The following is a 15,847-nucleotide window of genomic DNA, read 5'->3' as shown; positions in this document are numbered from 1 at the left end:
AAGGTTTCAGTAAGGTCATGCAGGAGAATTTATTTTACATTAAAGGAGAGTAAGAAGGGGGATCAAGCTTTTATACTATAGCTTATGAGAAACAAAATGCGACTTCAAAGAGCAAACGGGGGTCGGAAGCAATGCTGTAAAGTTTCTTATAGCGCATTCTTTTTTCAACTTTCGTTTTTGGGGTCAGGGATAACAATCTCGTATATCAGGGAAAGAAGATCCTAGAAGGGACTTTTCTGCTAAAATACACTTTGTGGAGGAACTAATATACCGTGCCAAGATACTTCAGTCCGCTTTACCTTACATAAGGGAGTTTTACGGAAAAGTATTCGTCATCAAGTACGGTGGTTCAGCTATGGTGGAGGAGGGTTTGAGGGACAGTTTTGCCAGGGATGTAGTGCTCCTGAGTTACGTAGGTATAAAGGTGGTGGTTGTTCATGGTGGAGGTCCTCAGATCAGCAAAACCTTGGAAAAGATGGGTATAAAGCCTCACTTCGTAGGGGGTATGAGAAAGACGGATCAAGAAACCATGCACGTGGTGGAGATGGTCCTGTCTGGAGACATCAACAAGGACATAGTGGCTCTCATCAACACCCACAGTGGTAAAAAAGTTTATGCGGTGGGTCTTTCCGGTAGGGACGGACAGCTCATAAAAGCCAGAAAACTGGATAAAGTGAGGTACTTCAGGGAGTTGGGTCTTGAGCCACCGGAGGAAGACCTAGGTTTTGTAGGGGAGGTGGAAGAGGTGAATGTAGAGCTCCTTAGGACTTTGCTGGAGAAAGGTTACATACCTGTGATAGCTCCGGTGGGGGTAGGGGATGAAGGGGAAGCCTACAACATAAACGCCGATTTAGTAGCCTGTGAAGTGGCAGCTGCCTTAAAAGCCGAAAAGATAATCTTTATGACAGATACAGAGGGGATAAAGGACGCAGAGGGTCGCGTGATTCCAACACTAACGCCGGACGAAGCATACCGCCTGATAAAAGAGGGTGTCATAAAGGGTGGCATGCTTCCTAAGGTAAAGAGTGCTCTAAGATCGTTGGCTATGGGTGTGAGGAAGGTCCACATCATAGACGGGAGGGTACCTCACGCCATCCTTCTGGAAGTTTTCACCGACGAAGGCATAGGGACAGAAGTGGTTTCTACTCTATCTCCACAGGATACTGAGCCTTCTGTAAGGATCTGAGGGCAGGTGGAAGCTGGGAAAGTTGTTCCATAAGTCTCTCACGAGCTTCCTTTAGGGAAGGTACAGGAAGTCTTACCTTCTGTACAAGACCCTCTTCTGTGTACCTTATCACCCTGTCCTTTACGAAGAACCCACCTTCCTTCTCCCGCACTATCTGTCTTTTGTAGGGAAAGGTGGCCTTCCCGGGACTCAGCTTAAACTTGGGTTTTCCTTCGTACTCTACCAGCTTATAGGCTATATCTAGATAAGGCGCATCGGCAGACACCACCATTTTGGTACCCACCCCCAAAATGTCTATGGGTACATTTTGGGAAACCCATCGCTCTATATCTTCCTCATCTACACCGCCACTTACCACTATCTTCACGTGAGAAAAACCTTCCCTGTCCAACAGATCTCTCACCTCCCAACACAGCTGGGCTATGTCTCCACTGTCTATCCTCACACCCACTACTTTTATCCCCTCTTTCATAAGCTTTATCGCCTTTTTGGCACCTTCTAATGTGTCGTAGGTGTCTATAAGTAAAACTGTCCTATCGGGGAAACTTTCTGCAAAGGCTCTAAAAGCCTCTTCCTCATCCTCAAAAACCATAACGAAAGAATGAGCCATGGTACCCAACACCGGAATGCCGTACAGCATACCTGCCTGGAGGTTGGAAGTTCCCATAAAACCTGCCAAATAAGAGGCTCTAGCTGCCAAAAGTCCCGCTAGAGGCGAGTGGGATCTACGAAGACCAAAGTCTATGAGAACCTTCCCACCTGCTACAAGATAACTCCTTACCGCTTTAGAGGCCACCAGTGTCTCAAAGTGAATGACGTTCATGACGAGAGTCTCCAGTATCTGAGCATCGGGAAGAGACCCTTCCACCTGCAGTACTGGTTCGTTGTGGAAGAAGATGGTCCCTTCCGGCAAGGCGTAAAACTGGCACCTGAAGGGATCGTACTCCCTAAGGTAATCAAGAAACCAGTCTTTGAAGATACCCAAAGATCTAAGATATCGTAGCTCAGTGTCTCCAAATCGGAACTTTTCCAAAAGACCCATGAGGGTTTCAAGTCCTGCAGAAACGAGAAAGTTCCTCCTTTCGGGAAGTTTCCTCACAAAGAGGCTAAAAACGGCCCTACCTGTTTTACCATGTTCCAGATAGCTTTGTGCCATGGTAAGTTCGTAAAGATCCGTTGCCAGCCCGACGTGATGGATCATGGCGTGAACTACCCCACATCAAAGATGCGGAGCTTCGTGGTAGGTTTGAACGCTTAACGCGTTCCTTACTACCACAGGCGGGTTCACTCCGCCCCTACTCCTGCCTATACCACCGTACAGTGGTATAGCGGAGCTACTTCCCTTTAGCTTGTAAAATACCCTCAGCCTCACAGGTCTTCCCAGAGCGGTTTCAAGGTCAAACTTTCCGAGCTTCTTGAGATAGTTCCTCACAGCGTTGACATCAGCATTCAAGAGTCCGAGAGAGGTTCTGAAAAGCCCTCTCTTTATCCTTCCTTCAGGGGTGTAGTTTTCTTTGCCAACTCCACAAAAGAGCGTAGAGTCCACCCCTGAAGTGTAGCTCTCATCTATGTAATCCACACTTATACCGTATTCCGGAGCTTTATACTCCAGATACTCCTTCACCTTCCCGTGTGGAAGCAGGCTCCATATCTGGTCCACCACGGAGTTCAGTTTACTCTCTTTGTTCTTATTCTTTGCTGCATTACCTATATAGATTTCTTTCACTCCAAACTTGATTGCAAGTTCAAGTATCAGATTTGATACCGCATGAGCGTAGTGTCTTAAAAGCCTCTTTATCTTCAACCAAAGCTTGCTTATCCTCTCCTCCACCCTGTGGTAGGGAAGTCCCTTGTTCTTGAGATTGTCCCTCAGGCTTTGAAGTTTTGCTATTTTCTTCAAATACTTTCTCAGAAGACTCTTGAGACCTCTTCCATCTATTATGTAAGGAGTCCTTACCCCTTCTACTCCTATTACCATAAAATTCCCAGAATTTGGATCTATCACCATTACCTTGTTTCCAGAATATTTATTTTCATTTTTTGCTTCAGGTTCATAAATTATGTGAAGCTCAAACCCTGTCCCTTTAGGGACTATCTGGATATTCTTCACCAGCTCCTCTCTCAGTTCAAGCCCTGTTTCTATCCAGAGGTATTTGACGTGTATGTCGTGCTTTTCTCTGAGCCACCTTCTCAGCTCCATAGAGAGACTCAGCCTTATCTTAGTACCTATAACCTTAAAGCCTGTCCTGTCGTAAGTTAAGGTTCTGTGTGGTTTTCTCTTTGGTCTGAATTTGGGAGGCTTTATCTGAAACTCAAACCAGTTTTTGTAGGCTCTCACAAGCTCATCTAAGACTATCTGAGCTGTTCTTGACTGGAGGGCTTTGAGGTGGATTGAGGAGTTTAGCTTATTGTAGAGGTCAAACATATTAACCTTGGCAAGTTTGTTTTTTAGAAAATAGAGAGCCTGGTTGTAGAGCTTGCCCGAGTGGTAGGTAAGATACCCGAGGACAATCCTGTACTCTTTGGGAAGGTCGTTTAAGGATATGGTGATACATCTTAGAGATTTTGACATTCTTCAATATCCCTCCTGATACTTTCCGCAACCATTTAAGATTAATTATATGGTCAACCATATGCAAGTGTCAAAACCAAGAACTGCCTTCGGCAGGCTGGCTGTATCCCTGCATCACATATACGAGGTTTTAGCCCGCAAGTTTTTCTATAAAATTATAGGGATCCCGGAGGATGGAGAAGGAACATGTTCCCCAAGTGATCAGCATACTGAGGGAAGAGTTTAAAAAATGGAACGCTCCTGTGGTGAGTCTCATAGCCCAAAAGACGGGTGACCCTTTCAGAGTGCTGGTGTGTGCCCTACTCTCCACACGTACCAAGGATGAGGTGACTGCCCAAGTATGCAGCAAGCTCTTCTCTCGCATCCGTTCCATCGACGACTTAATAAACATACCCGAAGAAGAACTGGCTTCCCTAATATACCCTGTAGGTTTTTACAGAAACAAGGCCAAGTTTCTCAAAAGGCTTGCAGAAGAACTCAAGAAGGAGTTTGCAGGAAAGGTACCAGACAGAATAGAGGATCTCCTAAAACTGAAGGGCGTAGGGAGAAAAGTGGCCAACTTGGTTCTGGCGGACGGTTTTAACAAACCCGCCATATGTGTAGACACCCATGTACATCGCATCACCAACCGCTGGTCCTTAGTAAAAACCAAAACACCCTATCAGACAGAGAAAGCCCTTATGGAGGTGCTTCCCATTGAGTACTGGCAAGAGTTTAACAGACTTCTCGTGGCCTTTGGTCAGACCATATGTAGGCCTGTTAAACCTCTATGTCACAAGTGCCCCATAAGGGATTACTGTGACTTCTTTAAAAAGACCTCAGGTAGCGCCTGACGGTATAGGCAAAATCTTCATCCATCCGGAGCTTTACACCCTCCACCTCGTCTACCGGCAAACAGTCTACAACAGCGTTGATGATAAACACACCGTCCATGCTCTCAAGATCTTCAGGTTTTATGTATTCTTCCTCTACATCCAAAAAACTACTAAGAGCCTGGAGGGTGGTGCTGGGTAGCCTACCACAATCCCAAGAAGGTACCAACACTCTGCTGCCCTTCAGAGCTATCAGGCAAGAGGAGGATGTTTCACATATATGACCTCTCTCGTTCAGCACCACACCGTCATAGAAACCCCGTCCGTTGGCTTCTCGCTTTACCAGCACGTTAAAAAAATAACTGGTAGTTTTATGTCTGCAAAGGGGATCGGAAGAATGTCTTCTGTAAGAAGAAATACAGAGCTTAACAGAGGGAGGGATGCTTGGAATAGGTCTCACGTGTATCTCTGTACGAAAAGCCTCTGCCTTACCGTTGTAGTGGCCTTCTCCCAAAGCCACGAGAGTGTAACGCACCACCGACGGCCCATAACCGGCACTTCTCACACCTTGCACAAACTCTTCCCACGGTGGACATGGTATTCCCAAAGCGTCTGCAGAAGCTTTCATACGTCCGTAGTGGAGTGACAGTCTTCTTTCAGAAGTAGGAAGACGTAAGGTTTCAAACAAGCCTTCGCCGAACAGCAAGGTTCTGTTGTACACACCAGAATTATAATTTACCTTATGACAATAGGAGAGTTCCTCAGGAAAAACCTCATATCCTTAGGAGATAACTGTAGGGTGCTTCTGGAAAAGTTGGAACTCTACGACGAAAGGATTATAAAGGAGCTGGAAAGTACGATTGGGGAACCTGCTAAGATGTCCAAGTCCAAAGGCAACACGGTAGACCCCGAGGACATGGTTCAGAAGTACGGTGCAGATACTGTTAGACTCTACGTTCTCTTTGCCGGTCCCGTTGAGAAAGATTTTGAGTGGACAGAAGAAGGTATAGCGGGTGCCTACAGGTTCATAAGGAGGCTGTGGAACACTTTTCACCAGTACCTGCCCCACATCAAGGACATAGATAAGAACCTCATCGGTGACATAAGGGGAGAGGCCAAAAAACTACGCCAGAAGACTCACCAAACCCTTCAGAAGTACATAAAGGATATGGAGTCCCTCTCTTTCAACACCGCCATAGCTGGAATAATGGAGCTTCTCAATCACCTTCAGGACTTTAAACCGGAAACGCCAGAGGATCTGGCCGTTGTGCGTGAGGCCTTCGAGATGCTTCTCTTCATGCTCTATCCCATAACGCCCCACGTGGCAGAAGAACTTTGGCACAGACTTGGATACACCACCTTGATGATACAGCATCCCTTCCCGGAGCCCGATAAAACAGCCCTTCAGGAAGGGGAGGTAAGCTTAGCGGTACAGATAAACGGCAAAGTAAGAGCCACGGTAGTGGTACCTAAGGATGCCGACGAGGAGATGGTTCGTAAGATAGTACTGAGTGATGAGAAGGTAAGGGGCTACCTTGACGGAAGAGAGGTGAAACGTTTCGTGTATGTAAAGAACAAACTGGTAAACCTGGTGGTGTAATATGGATGCTGTCCTGGCCCTGATAGTTTTTTACGCTAAGTTGCTTTTCCTGGGGATAGTAATAGGTTTACCTATCCTGGTTTTGATAATCTTAATTTCCGACTGGATCTACAAAAAGCTGTTTACCAAGTAGTTGGACACCACGGTTTCTTTCCATAGAACAGAACCTCCTCATCCTCTATGTGGAAGAATTCACAGTATGAAAACTTGGTACGGCGCATATCCGCACCCCTTAAGTTAACGGTGTGTAGAATGCATCTTTCAAACCGCGAATCCCTCAGGACAGCAGCTGTGAGATCACATCCCTTAAGCTGAGCTCTCAAGAAACGCACCTCCAGCAGGGATGCCTTGCACCCGCTACAGTTTTCCATTAGCACATCTTCGACCTTTGCTTGACCTAAGAAGGCTGTATCCAACAGACAGTCTTTCTGCATCATGGCACCTGTAAACTCGCAACCTAACATGAGACAGTTCTCAAAGGAAGCCTCAGGGATGTATGCATCCCTGAAGCATACTTTTACGAAAGTACAGTTCTTAAAAGTGCTACCCGTGAGAGTCACTCCCTCCAAGGAGACACCCCAGTATACGGTGCTCTCAAACTGTCTGAAGGAAAGATCCATACCACTAAACCCTCTTGGGTTTGCAGGCATCTATGATTTCCTGAAGGTCCTCTAAACCTCCGTATCGAGCCTTTACCTTTGCCATACGTTCTTCGTAAGTTTCCATCTGAACTCTGTAGAATATCCCTATGGGAACAGGTGCCTCCGGATCATAATAATGGTCCAGATCATGAAAAGCCACACGGAGGGCAGCTTCGTAACTGGACGGATCGTGACCCAACTGGTTGATATCTTTCACTTTACCCTTGTAGTACTGAAATGTGTCCACTCTGTTAAAGGTGGGACAGGGAGAGATTATGTTAACGAAGGAGAATCCCCTGTGTTTTATGGCCTCCTTAATAACATACGTCATGTGTTGTAAGTTACCGGCATAAGTCTGTGCTACAAAAGTGGCACCAAAGGCCAACATGGTGGCGATAGGGTTGAGAGGTCTGTCTATGGATCCATAGGGTGTGAGGGACCCGTAAAGCCATTCCCTTGATGTGGGAGATACCTGGTTCTTAGTAAGGCCGTAGACCTGGTTATCCATACACAGTACGGTGATATCCACATTCCTTCTGGCAGCATGGGGATTATGACCGGCACCTATGGAAAAGAGATCACCATCCCCCGTTTCCACTATAACGGTAAGATCCGGTCTTGCCAGTTTCACACCTATAGCCACCGGTATGGCCCTGCCGTGGAGGGTGTGTATGGAGTAGTTTTTGAGGAAGAGGGGAAGCCTCGAAGAACAACCTATGCCGGAGACAGACACTACCCGGTGAGGTTCTAAGCCCAGCTCAGCAAAAGCACGAGTTATGGCAGCGAGAACACCAAAGTCTCCACATCCGGCACACCACGTAGGTTCAACATCACTCCTATAGTCGGCTGGTTTCAACATATTGGAACCTGGTTACCCAAGCTGTGCAAACTCACACAGCCCAGGTGCGGGGGTATTTGTATCCCGCCTCTTCAAGGTGGCCATGGCCCCCGCAGGCGGTATTTGGCCACCCAGTTTCATATCAGTCCGTAAGATTTCTCCCCATAAAGGTGGGAAGGTGTTAGCCTACCTTCAGTTAAGGTTGGGTTTTCCAGAAGGTAGACTACCAGATCTTCTATCTCTTTGGGGATAAAGGGCTCGCCCCTGTAAACGCAGTAGCTTATGGGTCTTACGTGGGAAAAGGCTCTCAGCAGAGTGGCCAACTGACCGCTCCAGTTACTTTCAGGAACCACAACTCTTTCGCACCTTTCGGCAAACCTCTCCACCACATCACCCCTTAAGGGATAGAGAAGTTTGATGTAAAGAGCGTTCACCTTCACACCTCTGTTTCTGAGCCTTCTTACGGCTTCTTTGGTTACTGAGGCTGTAAGACCCCACGTTATCAAGCCCAACTCCGCCTTATCAAAGGGTCCGTCTATCTCGTAAAATCTCTCCGCATCTTCTCTAAGGAGTTTCTCAAGCTTCTTAAAACGCTTTTCCATCTGCCACGTTCTCACATCGGGTCTGTTTCTGGGATCTGAGTTTTCCTGCCTTTCTAGTCCCGTTACGGCATGTATAGCATCAGGATCACCTGGTGTACCCATGGGTGTTATTCCGTCAGAAGTAAACAGAGCGTATCGCAGAAAACGACCTGCCCTTCTAAATCTTCCCTCCGGATCTTCACTGGCCTTATAGACCCATCTATCTACAATCTTTATGTCCTTAAGACGAGGAGAAGGGAAGGACTCCGTTCTCAGAGACATGGATGCATCTGTTAACAGAATGACGGGTATTTGGTATTTTTCGGCAAGATTGAAGGCCTCTATGGTCATGTAGAAGCTGTCTTCTACAGAGATAGGTGCTAGGACAGCTCGTGGGAACTCACCGTGCCCTCCAAAAACAGCATGGTATAGATCTCCCTGCTCGTGTTTTGTGGGCATACCTGTAGCAGGCCCTACCCTCTGGACATCCACTATAACAACGGGAAGTTCCGTCATGCCGGAGTAGGAGAGAAATTCCGTCATAAGTGAGAGGCCTGGACCGGAGGTAGCGGTCATCGCCTTCACACCGGCAAAAGACGCTCCTAGGGCCATACCCAAAGAGGCTATCTCGTCCTCAGCCTGATACAGCCAGCCACCTGTACGTATAAGGTCCTCCACTATGTAATTACCCACTGTTGTAGCTGGTGTTATGGGATACGCCGCGTAAAACTTACAGCCTGCCACCACGGCACCCTTCGCTATAGCCTGATTCCCTTCCATAATAACTACGTCCATAGGTTCCTTCGCAGGTGGAAAACGGTAGGGGTCTCTCTTCGTAAGTTCCCTCTTTGCAAAGTCAAGTCCCAGCTCCAGAGCTCTGAGGTTCATGTCCACCACTTGACTTCCTTTTCTCCCAAACTTGGCCTTTATGGATTCCTTTATAGGTTCCACGGGTACATCTAGCAGGCCACACAAAACACCCAAGGCTATAACGTTCTTAGTTATATAAGCCTTCATAACGTCCCTTGCGAGATACGAGAGAGGAACGGGATACATGATCACGCCATCGTGGTCCTCTGGTTCAAAGTCGGAACTGTCGTACACCATTACGGTACCACCTACAAGATGCTTTTTGTTGAATTCATAGGCTTCGCCGTTGAAACAGCAAAGCACGTCAAAGCTGTCACCTGTTGAGAAAAGTCTCTCGTCCGATACACGGACCACTGACTGAGCGTACCCACCCTTTATCTCCGCCGGGAAGCTCTTGAAGTTAACCACCCAATATCCCGCCCTGGCACAGGCTTCCGTAAGGAAGTCTCCGGCTGATATGACACCTTCTCCACCTTCTCCACCTATCTTAACGGTCAGATCCCACATACCTTCACCTCCGTGCCATTGTAAATATAAACATACGCTTACATAGCTTAAATCATTAAGATTTTAATCATATAGTTCCCGCTTGACAAGGTATTACCCCATGCTAATATTTGAAAAACCACCAAAAGCCTGGAGGTGCAGTATGCAGAAGATGAAGGTGGTTCCTGGGCCGGCCGGTTATATACCTACGCCTCCAGCCTTTGAAGGCGTAGAGCTTCCACCACCTGGCAAGGCTCTTCTTTATGGAGAAATAGTGGACGAAGAGGTGGCCATGCGTGAGGCCGCCAAGGCCCTCCTCACCAGAAGGAATCCCACCATATTTCCGGGTCCTCTTGTTCTGTGGGGGTGGAACGCCAGTGCTATGGAGAAGGCAAAAGCCGTGCTAGAGCTGGCTATGGAAATACCCAACTGCAGGATAATTCCTATGCCGGACTACAGACCTAAGTATCCCAAAATAGATCCGGAAGCGGAGATAAATCCCAACCACCCCAACCTCACGATCCTTCACAACAAAATAGAGGTAGCTATATTTGTGGGTGTGCACTGTCACTATGCTAACCTATCTCTCAGAATGATAAGAGCTGGTACCAACTGCTTCACCATAGCTCTGTGCGCCGAGATGGGACACGAGGACGCTATGGTGTCCCTGAGAGATGTTCATGCAGAGGAGATAAGGAGATTCAAGAATGTGGTAGTGCAGGTGAGGAAGGAGATGGGCATAGAGTGGGAGCCCAAACTTCCACCAGAAAACCCATCTCTACCGCCGGAAAACTACGAGACACTCTCCGTTCTAGATTACGGAGAGTACGCCTATCTCCTCATACCCAGAAGAGGAGAGCAAGTTACGGAGACAGAATGATGAGTTTAAGGGTGTCCAAATGGCGCCTGCCGGGTCTCTGGACACCCTCAAAGGGCGCGTTAAAAATAGCCCGGCCCCAGACACGAGATGTCTGGGTTAGGAAGGGGAGACATGCCTGAACAGAGAGTAGTAGATGCCGATTACCTTCTCTTAGAGGCACCTAGAGAGCGTAAGTTTATAACAGGTGCCCAGGCTATGGCCGAGGCTGTGAAACGTGCCAACGTGGACATAGCGATAGCCTATCCCATAACACCTCAGTCTGAAGTGATGCACCTGGTGGGGGATTTGTGGGCACAGGGTTATCTCAGAGATTACTACAGAGCAGAAGAAGAGTACGGCGCTATGTCCGCTATAGCGGGTGCTGTGAGAGGTGGAGCGAGAGCCTTTACCGCTACCTCAGGACCAGGTCTTCTGAGAGGTCTGGAGGCTATAGCTTCGTGGCCCGGTCACAGACTCCCCGCGGTTTTGGGTGTCCTCACAAGGGTGGTGAACGCACCCCTCTCCATACAGCCTGACAATGTGGAGATAGCCTACCTCCTTCACTGCGGTATGGTGGTGTTACATGCAGAAAACCAGCAGGATGTTTTTGACTTTACCCTCGCAGCTTTCGTAATAGCAGAGAAGGTAGACGTGTACATACCTGTGGCGGTCTGTACGGAAGGCTTCTTTGTTACCCACGCCAAAGGTTACGTTAACATGACACCTGAGGACATGAAACTCCCTCCCAGAGATCCTTACAAAGCCCCCGTTCCTCCTACCGACTGTGAGATACCACCTGCACGTATACAGAGAGACGCTCCCGTTCAAAAGTCCAACTTCATGAGTTACCTTATACACGCTGTATGGCAACAGGAGGTTTGGTCCTCCAACATAAGGGCCATGAAGTACATTTATAAATATCTGGGAGGCCCCATTGAGGTGGTTAATCCTGATGCGGAGGTCTTTGTAGTGGCCTCTGGCTGTGCTGCAGCCCAAGGAAGGGAAGCGGTTAGGTATGCTCAGATGGAAGGTCTCAACGTAGGCCTCGTAAAGGTAAAGTCTATAAGACCCTTCCCTGAGAGAGAGATAAGGGAAGTTCTCAGGAAGGCAAAGGCGGTGATAGTGCCGGAGCACAACATAGTGGGATGGTTGGCTAAGGAAGTTAAAGCGGTCCTTCCCAACAACGACATAGTGATAGGTGGACCGAGGGTCTACGGTGGTATGACTCTCCCCGTAGAGCTTATTATGGAAAAGATTTACGATGCTTTTGGCATCAAGAAGGAAAGAAAAGTGGTGGTATAAAAACTTTAAGGAGGTGTTAACATGGGTCTGGAGTATGTGAGGATTTCTCCAGGTTTTGAAAGATACATGCCAAAGGATTACGTGGACCTGGTCAAGTATGGCCAGTTCGGCAGACAGGTAGATGTGCAGCAACTGGGACAGTTTAAGGAGTTGGTGGAAGAACACCCTATGTGTGCAGGGTGCTTTATGGCCTACTTCATAAGGGTGTTCTACGCTGCCCTTCCCAATCCCGAGGACACCATAGTGATAGGTACAGCGGGTTGTGCGAGACTTGCTCTGTCACAGGCTGCCGTTCCCTTCATCTATGGTAACTACGGTGACACTAACGCTGTGGCCTCTGGTCTCAAGAGAGCTCTAACGATAAGGTTCCCCGACAAAGTGAAAGACGTGGTGGTTATAGCAGGTGACGGAGGTCTCATTGATATAGGTTTCGGTATGACCATGCACTCTTGGTTCAGAAGAGAGAAGTTCACCACCATCATGGTGGATAACGAGGTTTACGGCAACACCGGTGGACAAGAGAGCGGTATGTCACCCAAGGGTGTTCAGCTTAAAATGGCTCCAAAAGGAAAGCAGTTCGACAAAATAAACGCTGTGGAGCTGGCTAAAGTAGCGGGATGCGTGTACGTGGCAAAGCTGGCACCCACTAACCCCAAGAGAATAGCTAAGGTTATAAGAAGGGCCATACTGGCAGCCAGACACTTTGGTCCTACCTTCATACACGCTTACACATCCTGTAACATAGAGTACTCTATACCCACAGAGAAGGTGTTGGAAGATGCCAGAAAGAGGGAAAAGCAAGATTTTGCCTTCTACGAGTGGATGACAGATGAAGTAAGAGAGTTCTTCGAGAACCTGGAGAAGGAGCAACAGGAGGTGAAGGCATGAAAAGGTATAACATAAGGATAGCTGGTGTCGGTGGGCAGGGGGTTGTCACCTCCGCCCACATACTTGGTAACGCTATGACTGCGGCCGGTAAGTACGCCACTTTGGTACCTTTCTTCGGTTCCGAGAAGCGTATGGCACCCGTTGAGGCCTACGTGAGGGTTTCAGACGAGCCCATCTACGAAGTAGGAGAGGTGGTTTACCCCAACGTGATAATGATCTATCACCCTCAAGTTATAACTCACGGTAAGTCTTACACTATGCCTTTTTACTCGGGACTCAAGGAAAACGGTATGGTTATCATTAACACCGATGCCGATATAATTCCCCCCGAAGATTGGCAGGTTCTTAAGGAACTCAACACGCGAGTTTACATGTTCCCCGCCACAAAGCTGGCCCTGGAGGTAGCGGGTACAGAGCTAGCCACCAACATGGCTATGATAGGTCTGTTCTTTGGTATCACCAGATTGGTGAACTTTGAACACATTGAGCAAGCTGTGAGGGAGAGATTCTTAGGTAACACCTTCGTGGCTTCGGGTGGGACAACGGCCTTGGACAGTGCTATAGAAAAGAAGTTCAAGAAGAAGATGGAGCTGCTGGAGAAGAACATGCAGGTTATAAGGGAAGCCTTCCGTATAGCAGAGGAAAGGGGATGGGTTGAGGAAGAAGCTCTCACCGGCTGATCATATAAAATTCTTAATATGGGTGTCCAAATGGCGCCTGCCGGGTCTCTGGACACCCATTAAAGGGCGCGTTACAAATAGCCCGGCACCCGAAGATGGGTAATCCGAGTAACGGGAATGTACTATGTGGCTGATGTAAAGGAAAGTGATTGTGCCAAATACAACTGCAAGCAGTGTGTTCTGTTCTGTCCTGAACCCAACACCCTAATGTACCATGAGTCTAAGCACGTGGCGTGGGTCAACTACGCCAGGTGCAAAGGTTGTGCCATATGCGTTTACGTTTGCTCAGATCTTCTCAAGAGAAACTGTATCCAGATGGTTATGGTAACAGCTTCTGACTGAGGGAATAGCCATGGACATAAGCAAGCTGGAGCTTTTGGCACAGGAAGTGAGAAAGAATATGGCCAATCCGGACATAGATATAGAGGTCTGCTTTCCCACGGAGCAGGAGGCAGGATGTGGAACTGTCTCAGTTCCGTATCTGAAGGTGAAGTATGTGGTAGAAGGGCACAGTATTCACGAAAAACGGATAGACATAGATCCGGAATACATGGACAAGGATGTTAAGGACCTTGCCAACTTCATAACCTTTCAGATAGAACAGTTTATGGAGGAGATCGACTCAGTAGAGTACGGCGGAGAGTAATACCGCCATGTTACCTGCCTTTGTGGTAACAGGATTTTTAGGTAGCGGTAAGACTACTCTCCTCGTACGGGCTGCCAGAGAGCATTTTGGTGGAAAACGGGTGGCGGTTCTGGTAAACGAGATAGGTGAAGTAGGTGTAGATGGGAAGGTGCTTCAGAATGTGTATTCCTCGGTGGTAGAACTGGCAGAAGGTTGCATATGTTGTTCCTTACATGCAGAGTTTGAGAAAGGCATTAAGGAGATAAGGGAGAAGTATGATCCTGAGGTTTTGTTGGTGGAAACATCGGGAGCCGCAGAGCCCTTCCCCGTTATGCTGAGTCTACAAAGTTTGGGATGTAGTATAGAAGGTGTCATATGTGTGGTGGACGCTAAGAATTTTGAGAAATACAAGAATGAAAGTACTGCCAGATACCAGATAGGAGGGTCCAACATAGTGGTCATCAACAAGGTGGATCTGGTAGATGCTCAAAGGTGTGATGAGTTGGAAAAGGAAATAAAGAAAATCTGGGAGGAGTACTCCATAAGGAATGTATTTACCGGTGAGAGAATATTTAGTTATCTTAGGGTATACAGAACATCCTTCGGACAGTTACCCGCTGAGGTGTTTGAGGGTATATTTGTCTTGGATGATCTGAGTAAGTACACACAACCGTCACCCGCTCACCAACACCAGCACCGCGTAGCGGAACAGGTTATCCAGTTTCCTCAGCCCTTGGAGTATGATAAGCTGGTTGATCTTCTCAAAAACCTTCCCGCTGACGTGATAAGGGTGAAGGGTATAGTGCGCATAGCCAATATGAAAAATCCTGTCATCGTTAACTACGCCTTCGGTCTTTGGGACATAGGAGAGGAGATACCCTCCTACAGAGGTTCCAGCTTCTTGGTATTTATCAAAAGAGGGGGTGTACAGGCATGAGCTGGGAGCTTGTCCTTAACAACATACTCCAACCTCCCATACTTTTCTTCTTTCTAGGATTTCTGGCAACTCTTCTGAAGTCTGACCTTGACATACCGCACCCTCTTCCTAAACTCTTTTCCCTCTACCTCCTCATATCCATAGGCTTACAGGGAGGGTACAAGATAGCTCACAGTGGTTTAAATCAGTATGTGCTGATCACACTCCTTATAGCTATGCTCATGGCTGTACTGGTTCCTTTGTACAGCTTCTTTTTACTACGATGGAAGTTGGACGTTTACAACGCCGCCGGTATAGCCGCCACTTACGGTTCTATCAGTGCGGTCACCTTCGTGACAGCCACCACCTTTCTTCAGTCCTTGGGTGTTCACCACGGAGGTCATATGGTGGCTGCCATGACTCTCATGGAATCTCCCGCTATAATACTGGGCCTCATACTGGCAAACCTCTTCGGTAAGAGATCTGATGGGGTACACATAGAGTGGAAGGATCTTCTGAGGGAAGCCTTCTTTAACGGGTCTGTTCTTATCCTGTTGGGATCTTTGATAGTGGGTTATATTACAGGAGAGAAGGGTTGGGAAGCTATGAAACCTTTATACGGTGATCTCTTTAAAGGCTTTCTCGCCTTTTTCTTGTTGGACATGGGTCTGGTAGCTTCAAGAAGAGTGGGAGAGTTAAAGAAAGTAGGACCCTTCCTCCTCATTTTTGCTATCTTTGTTCCCATCGTTAACGCCCACGTGGCCCTCATGTTGGCCAAGTTGGTAGGCACAGAAATGGGGGATGCTTTTCTGTTGGCGGTTCTGTCGGCCAGTGCTTCCTACATAGCTGTTCCGGCAGCGTTGCGAATAGCTTTACCTGAGGCCAACCCAGGATTATACATCACCATGTCCCTCTCTGTAACCTTTCCCTTCAACATATCTATCGGTATTCCCTTATACTATTACGTGGCCAACTTGCTCTGGGGGTGAAG

18 protein-coding genes are annotated in these 15,847 nt (G+C 47.8%); 12 read left to right on the top strand and 6 right to left on the bottom strand.

The genetic code is table 11. From position 1 onward, the window contains the following. Positions 1-253 precede the first annotated feature (253 nt). Positions 254-1,186: an acetylglutamate kinase gene (gene argB, locus THAL_RS03390; RefSeq protein ID WP_012991714.1), complete on the top strand. Its 933-nt coding sequence runs from the start codon at positions 254-256 to the stop codon at positions 1,184-1,186. Here argB and THAL_RS03385 read toward each other — a convergent pair. Continuing rightward, positions 1,143-2,387 carry a nicotinate phosphoribosyltransferase gene (locus THAL_RS03385; RefSeq protein ID WP_012991713.1) on the bottom strand — a complete coding sequence of 415 codons (1,245 nt, stop codon included), beginning with the start codon at positions 2,385-2,387 and terminating at the stop codon, positions 1,143-1,145. The two genes, argB and THAL_RS03385, sit on opposite strands and share 44 nt — an antisense overlap. Before the next feature lie 18 nt (positions 2,388-2,405). After that, a complete protein-coding gene (locus THAL_RS03380; protein WP_012991712.1) occupies positions 2,406-3,758 on the bottom strand; it encodes an RNA-guided endonuclease InsQ/TnpB family protein in 1,353 nt (450 codons plus the stop codon). 173 nt (positions 3,759-3,931) lie between these two features. On the opposite strand from THAL_RS03380, the gene THAL_RS03375 reads away from it, so the two are divergent. Next, positions 3,932-4,591: an endonuclease III domain-containing protein gene (locus tag THAL_RS03375; protein WP_012991711.1), complete on the top strand. Its 660-nt coding sequence runs from the start codon at positions 3,932-3,934 to the stop codon at positions 4,589-4,591. Here THAL_RS03375 and THAL_RS03370 read toward each other — a convergent pair. Continuing rightward, complete coding sequence (locus THAL_RS03370) at positions 4,566-5,291, bottom strand: aminotransferase class IV (protein ID WP_012991710.1); 726 nt, start codon at positions 5,289-5,291, stop codon at positions 4,566-4,568. The genes THAL_RS03375 and THAL_RS03370 overlap by 26 nt on opposite strands. Before the next feature lie 21 nt (positions 5,292-5,312). On the opposite strand from THAL_RS03370, the gene THAL_RS03365 reads away from it, so the two are divergent. Further along, complete coding sequence (locus THAL_RS03365; protein ID WP_012991709.1) at positions 5,313-6,170, top strand: class I tRNA ligase family protein; 858 nt, start codon at positions 5,313-5,315, stop codon at positions 6,168-6,170. A 1-nt stretch (position 6,171) separates the two neighbouring features. Continuing rightward, positions 6,172-6,303 (top strand): hypothetical protein, encoded by a 132-nt coding sequence (locus THAL_RS08515; RefSeq protein WP_012991708.1) that lies wholly within the window; start codon positions 6,172-6,174, stop codon positions 6,301-6,303. Here the strand turns inward: THAL_RS08515 and THAL_RS03360 are convergent. The 3 genes from THAL_RS03360 to THAL_RS03350 form a co-directional block, all read right to left on the bottom strand. After that, the gene (locus THAL_RS03360) at positions 6,293-6,790 is read right to left on the bottom strand and encodes a pentapeptide repeat-containing protein (RefSeq protein ID WP_169301983.1); all 498 of its coding nucleotides are present in this window, start codon (positions 6,788-6,790) and stop codon (positions 6,293-6,295) included. The two genes, THAL_RS08515 and THAL_RS03360, sit on opposite strands and share 11 nt — an antisense overlap. Positions 6,791-6,794: 4 nt before the next feature. Continuing rightward, a complete protein-coding gene (locus tag THAL_RS03355; RefSeq protein ID WP_012991706.1) occupies positions 6,795-7,670 on the bottom strand; it encodes a 2-oxoacid:ferredoxin oxidoreductase subunit beta in 876 nt (291 codons plus the stop codon). A gap of 116 nt (positions 7,671-7,786) precedes the next feature. Beyond that, on the bottom strand, positions 7,787-9,607 hold the full coding sequence (locus tag THAL_RS03350; RefSeq protein ID WP_012991705.1) for a 2-oxoacid:acceptor oxidoreductase subunit alpha: 1,821 nt from the start codon (positions 9,605-9,607) through the stop codon (positions 7,787-7,789). A gap of 151 nt (positions 9,608-9,758) precedes the next feature. Between THAL_RS03350 and THAL_RS03345 the strand changes: the two genes are divergently transcribed. The 8 genes from THAL_RS03345 (at position 9,759) to THAL_RS03310 (ending at position 15,845) form a co-directional block, all read left to right on the top strand. Continuing rightward, positions 9,759-10,466: a carbon monoxide dehydrogenase beta subunit family protein gene (locus THAL_RS03345; protein WP_425598187.1), complete on the top strand. Its 708-nt coding sequence runs from the start codon at positions 9,759-9,761 to the stop codon at positions 10,464-10,466. A 111-nt stretch (positions 10,467-10,577) separates the two neighbouring features. Further along, on the top strand, positions 10,578-11,747 hold the full coding sequence (locus THAL_RS03340; RefSeq protein WP_041434079.1) for a transketolase C-terminal domain-containing protein: 1,170 nt from the start codon (positions 10,578-10,580) through the stop codon (positions 11,745-11,747). 21 nt (positions 11,748-11,768) lie between these two features. Next, a complete protein-coding gene (locus tag THAL_RS03335; protein ID WP_012991702.1) occupies positions 11,769-12,635 on the top strand; it encodes a thiamine pyrophosphate-dependent enzyme in 867 nt (288 codons plus the stop codon). Beyond that, on the top strand, positions 12,632-13,315 hold the full coding sequence (locus THAL_RS03330; protein ID WP_012991701.1) for a 2-oxoacid:ferredoxin oxidoreductase subunit gamma family protein: 684 nt from the start codon (positions 12,632-12,634) through the stop codon (positions 13,313-13,315). Before THAL_RS03335 ends, THAL_RS03330 begins: the two co-directional genes overlap by 4 nt. A 117-nt stretch (positions 13,316-13,432) precedes the next feature. Next, complete coding sequence (locus tag THAL_RS03325) at positions 13,433-13,657, top strand: hypothetical protein (protein ID WP_012991700.1); 225 nt, start codon at positions 13,433-13,435, stop codon at positions 13,655-13,657. Between the two features lie 10 nt (positions 13,658-13,667). Then, positions 13,668-13,961: a hypothetical protein gene (locus tag THAL_RS03320; RefSeq protein ID WP_012991699.1), complete on the top strand. Its 294-nt coding sequence runs from the start codon at positions 13,668-13,670 to the stop codon at positions 13,959-13,961. Between the two features lie 7 nt (positions 13,962-13,968). Next, on the top strand, positions 13,969-14,877 hold the full coding sequence (locus THAL_RS03315; protein WP_012991698.1) for a CobW family GTP-binding protein: 909 nt from the start codon (positions 13,969-13,971) through the stop codon (positions 14,875-14,877). After that, entirely contained in the window at positions 14,874-15,845 is a 972-nt protein-coding gene (locus THAL_RS03310; RefSeq protein WP_012991697.1) for a sodium-dependent bicarbonate transport family permease, read from the top strand. Before THAL_RS03315 ends, THAL_RS03310 begins: the two co-directional genes overlap by 4 nt. Positions 15,846-15,847: the final 2 nt, after the last annotated feature.

Source organism: Thermocrinis albus DSM 14484, from assembly GCF_000025605.1.
Lineage (GTDB): Bacteria > Aquificota > Aquificia > Aquificales > Aquificaceae > Thermocrinis > Thermocrinis albus.
This window is presented reverse-complemented; position numbering and strand designations above follow the sequence as displayed.

Excerpts from the sequence above, each read along its gene's own strand:
- THAL_RS03340 (WP_041434079.1), top strand. The coding sequence starts at position 10,578 with ATGCCTGAACAGAGAGTAGTAGATGCCGATTACCTTCTCTTAGAGGCA.
- THAL_RS03335 (WP_012991702.1), top strand. The coding sequence starts at position 11,769 with ATGGGTCTGGAGTATGTGAGGATTTCTCCAGGTTTTGAAAGATACATG.
- THAL_RS03375 (WP_012991711.1), top strand. The coding sequence starts at position 3,932 with ATGGAGAAGGAACATGTTCCCCAAGTGATCAGCATACTGAGGGAAGAG.
- THAL_RS03360 (WP_169301983.1), bottom strand. The coding sequence starts at position 6,790 with ATGGATCTTTCCTTCAGACAGTTTGAGAGCACCGTATACTGGGGTGTC.
- THAL_RS03320 (WP_012991699.1), top strand. The coding sequence starts at position 13,668 with ATGGACATAAGCAAGCTGGAGCTTTTGGCACAGGAAGTGAGAAAGAAT.
- THAL_RS03385 (WP_012991713.1), bottom strand. The coding sequence starts at position 2,387 with ATGATCCATCACGTCGGGCTGGCAACGGATCTTTACGAACTTACCATG.
- THAL_RS03355 (WP_012991706.1), bottom strand. The coding sequence starts at position 7,670 with ATGTTGAAACCAGCCGACTATAGGAGTGATGTTGAACCTACGTGGTGT.
- THAL_RS03315 (WP_012991698.1), top strand. The coding sequence starts at position 13,969 with ATGTTACCTGCCTTTGTGGTAACAGGATTTTTAGGTAGCGGTAAGACT.
- THAL_RS03310 (WP_012991697.1), top strand. The coding sequence starts at position 14,874 with ATGAGCTGGGAGCTTGTCCTTAACAACATACTCCAACCTCCCATACTT.
- THAL_RS08515 (WP_012991708.1), top strand. The coding sequence starts at position 6,172 with ATGGATGCTGTCCTGGCCCTGATAGTTTTTTACGCTAAGTTGCTTTTC.
- THAL_RS03380 (WP_012991712.1), bottom strand. The coding sequence starts at position 3,758 with ATGTCAAAATCTCTAAGATGTATCACCATATCCTTAAACGACCTTCCC.
- THAL_RS03350 (WP_012991705.1), bottom strand. The coding sequence starts at position 9,607 with ATGTGGGATCTGACCGTTAAGATAGGTGGAGAAGGTGGAGAAGGTGTC.
- THAL_RS03330 (WP_012991701.1), top strand. The coding sequence starts at position 12,632 with ATGAAAAGGTATAACATAAGGATAGCTGGTGTCGGTGGGCAGGGGGTT.
- THAL_RS03345 (WP_425598187.1), top strand. The coding sequence starts at position 9,759 with ATGAAGGTGGTTCCTGGGCCGGCCGGTTATATACCTACGCCTCCAGCC.
- THAL_RS03325 (WP_012991700.1), top strand. The coding sequence starts at position 13,433 with ATGTACTATGTGGCTGATGTAAAGGAAAGTGATTGTGCCAAATACAAC.
- THAL_RS03365 (WP_012991709.1), top strand. The coding sequence starts at position 5,313 with ATGACAATAGGAGAGTTCCTCAGGAAAAACCTCATATCCTTAGGAGAT.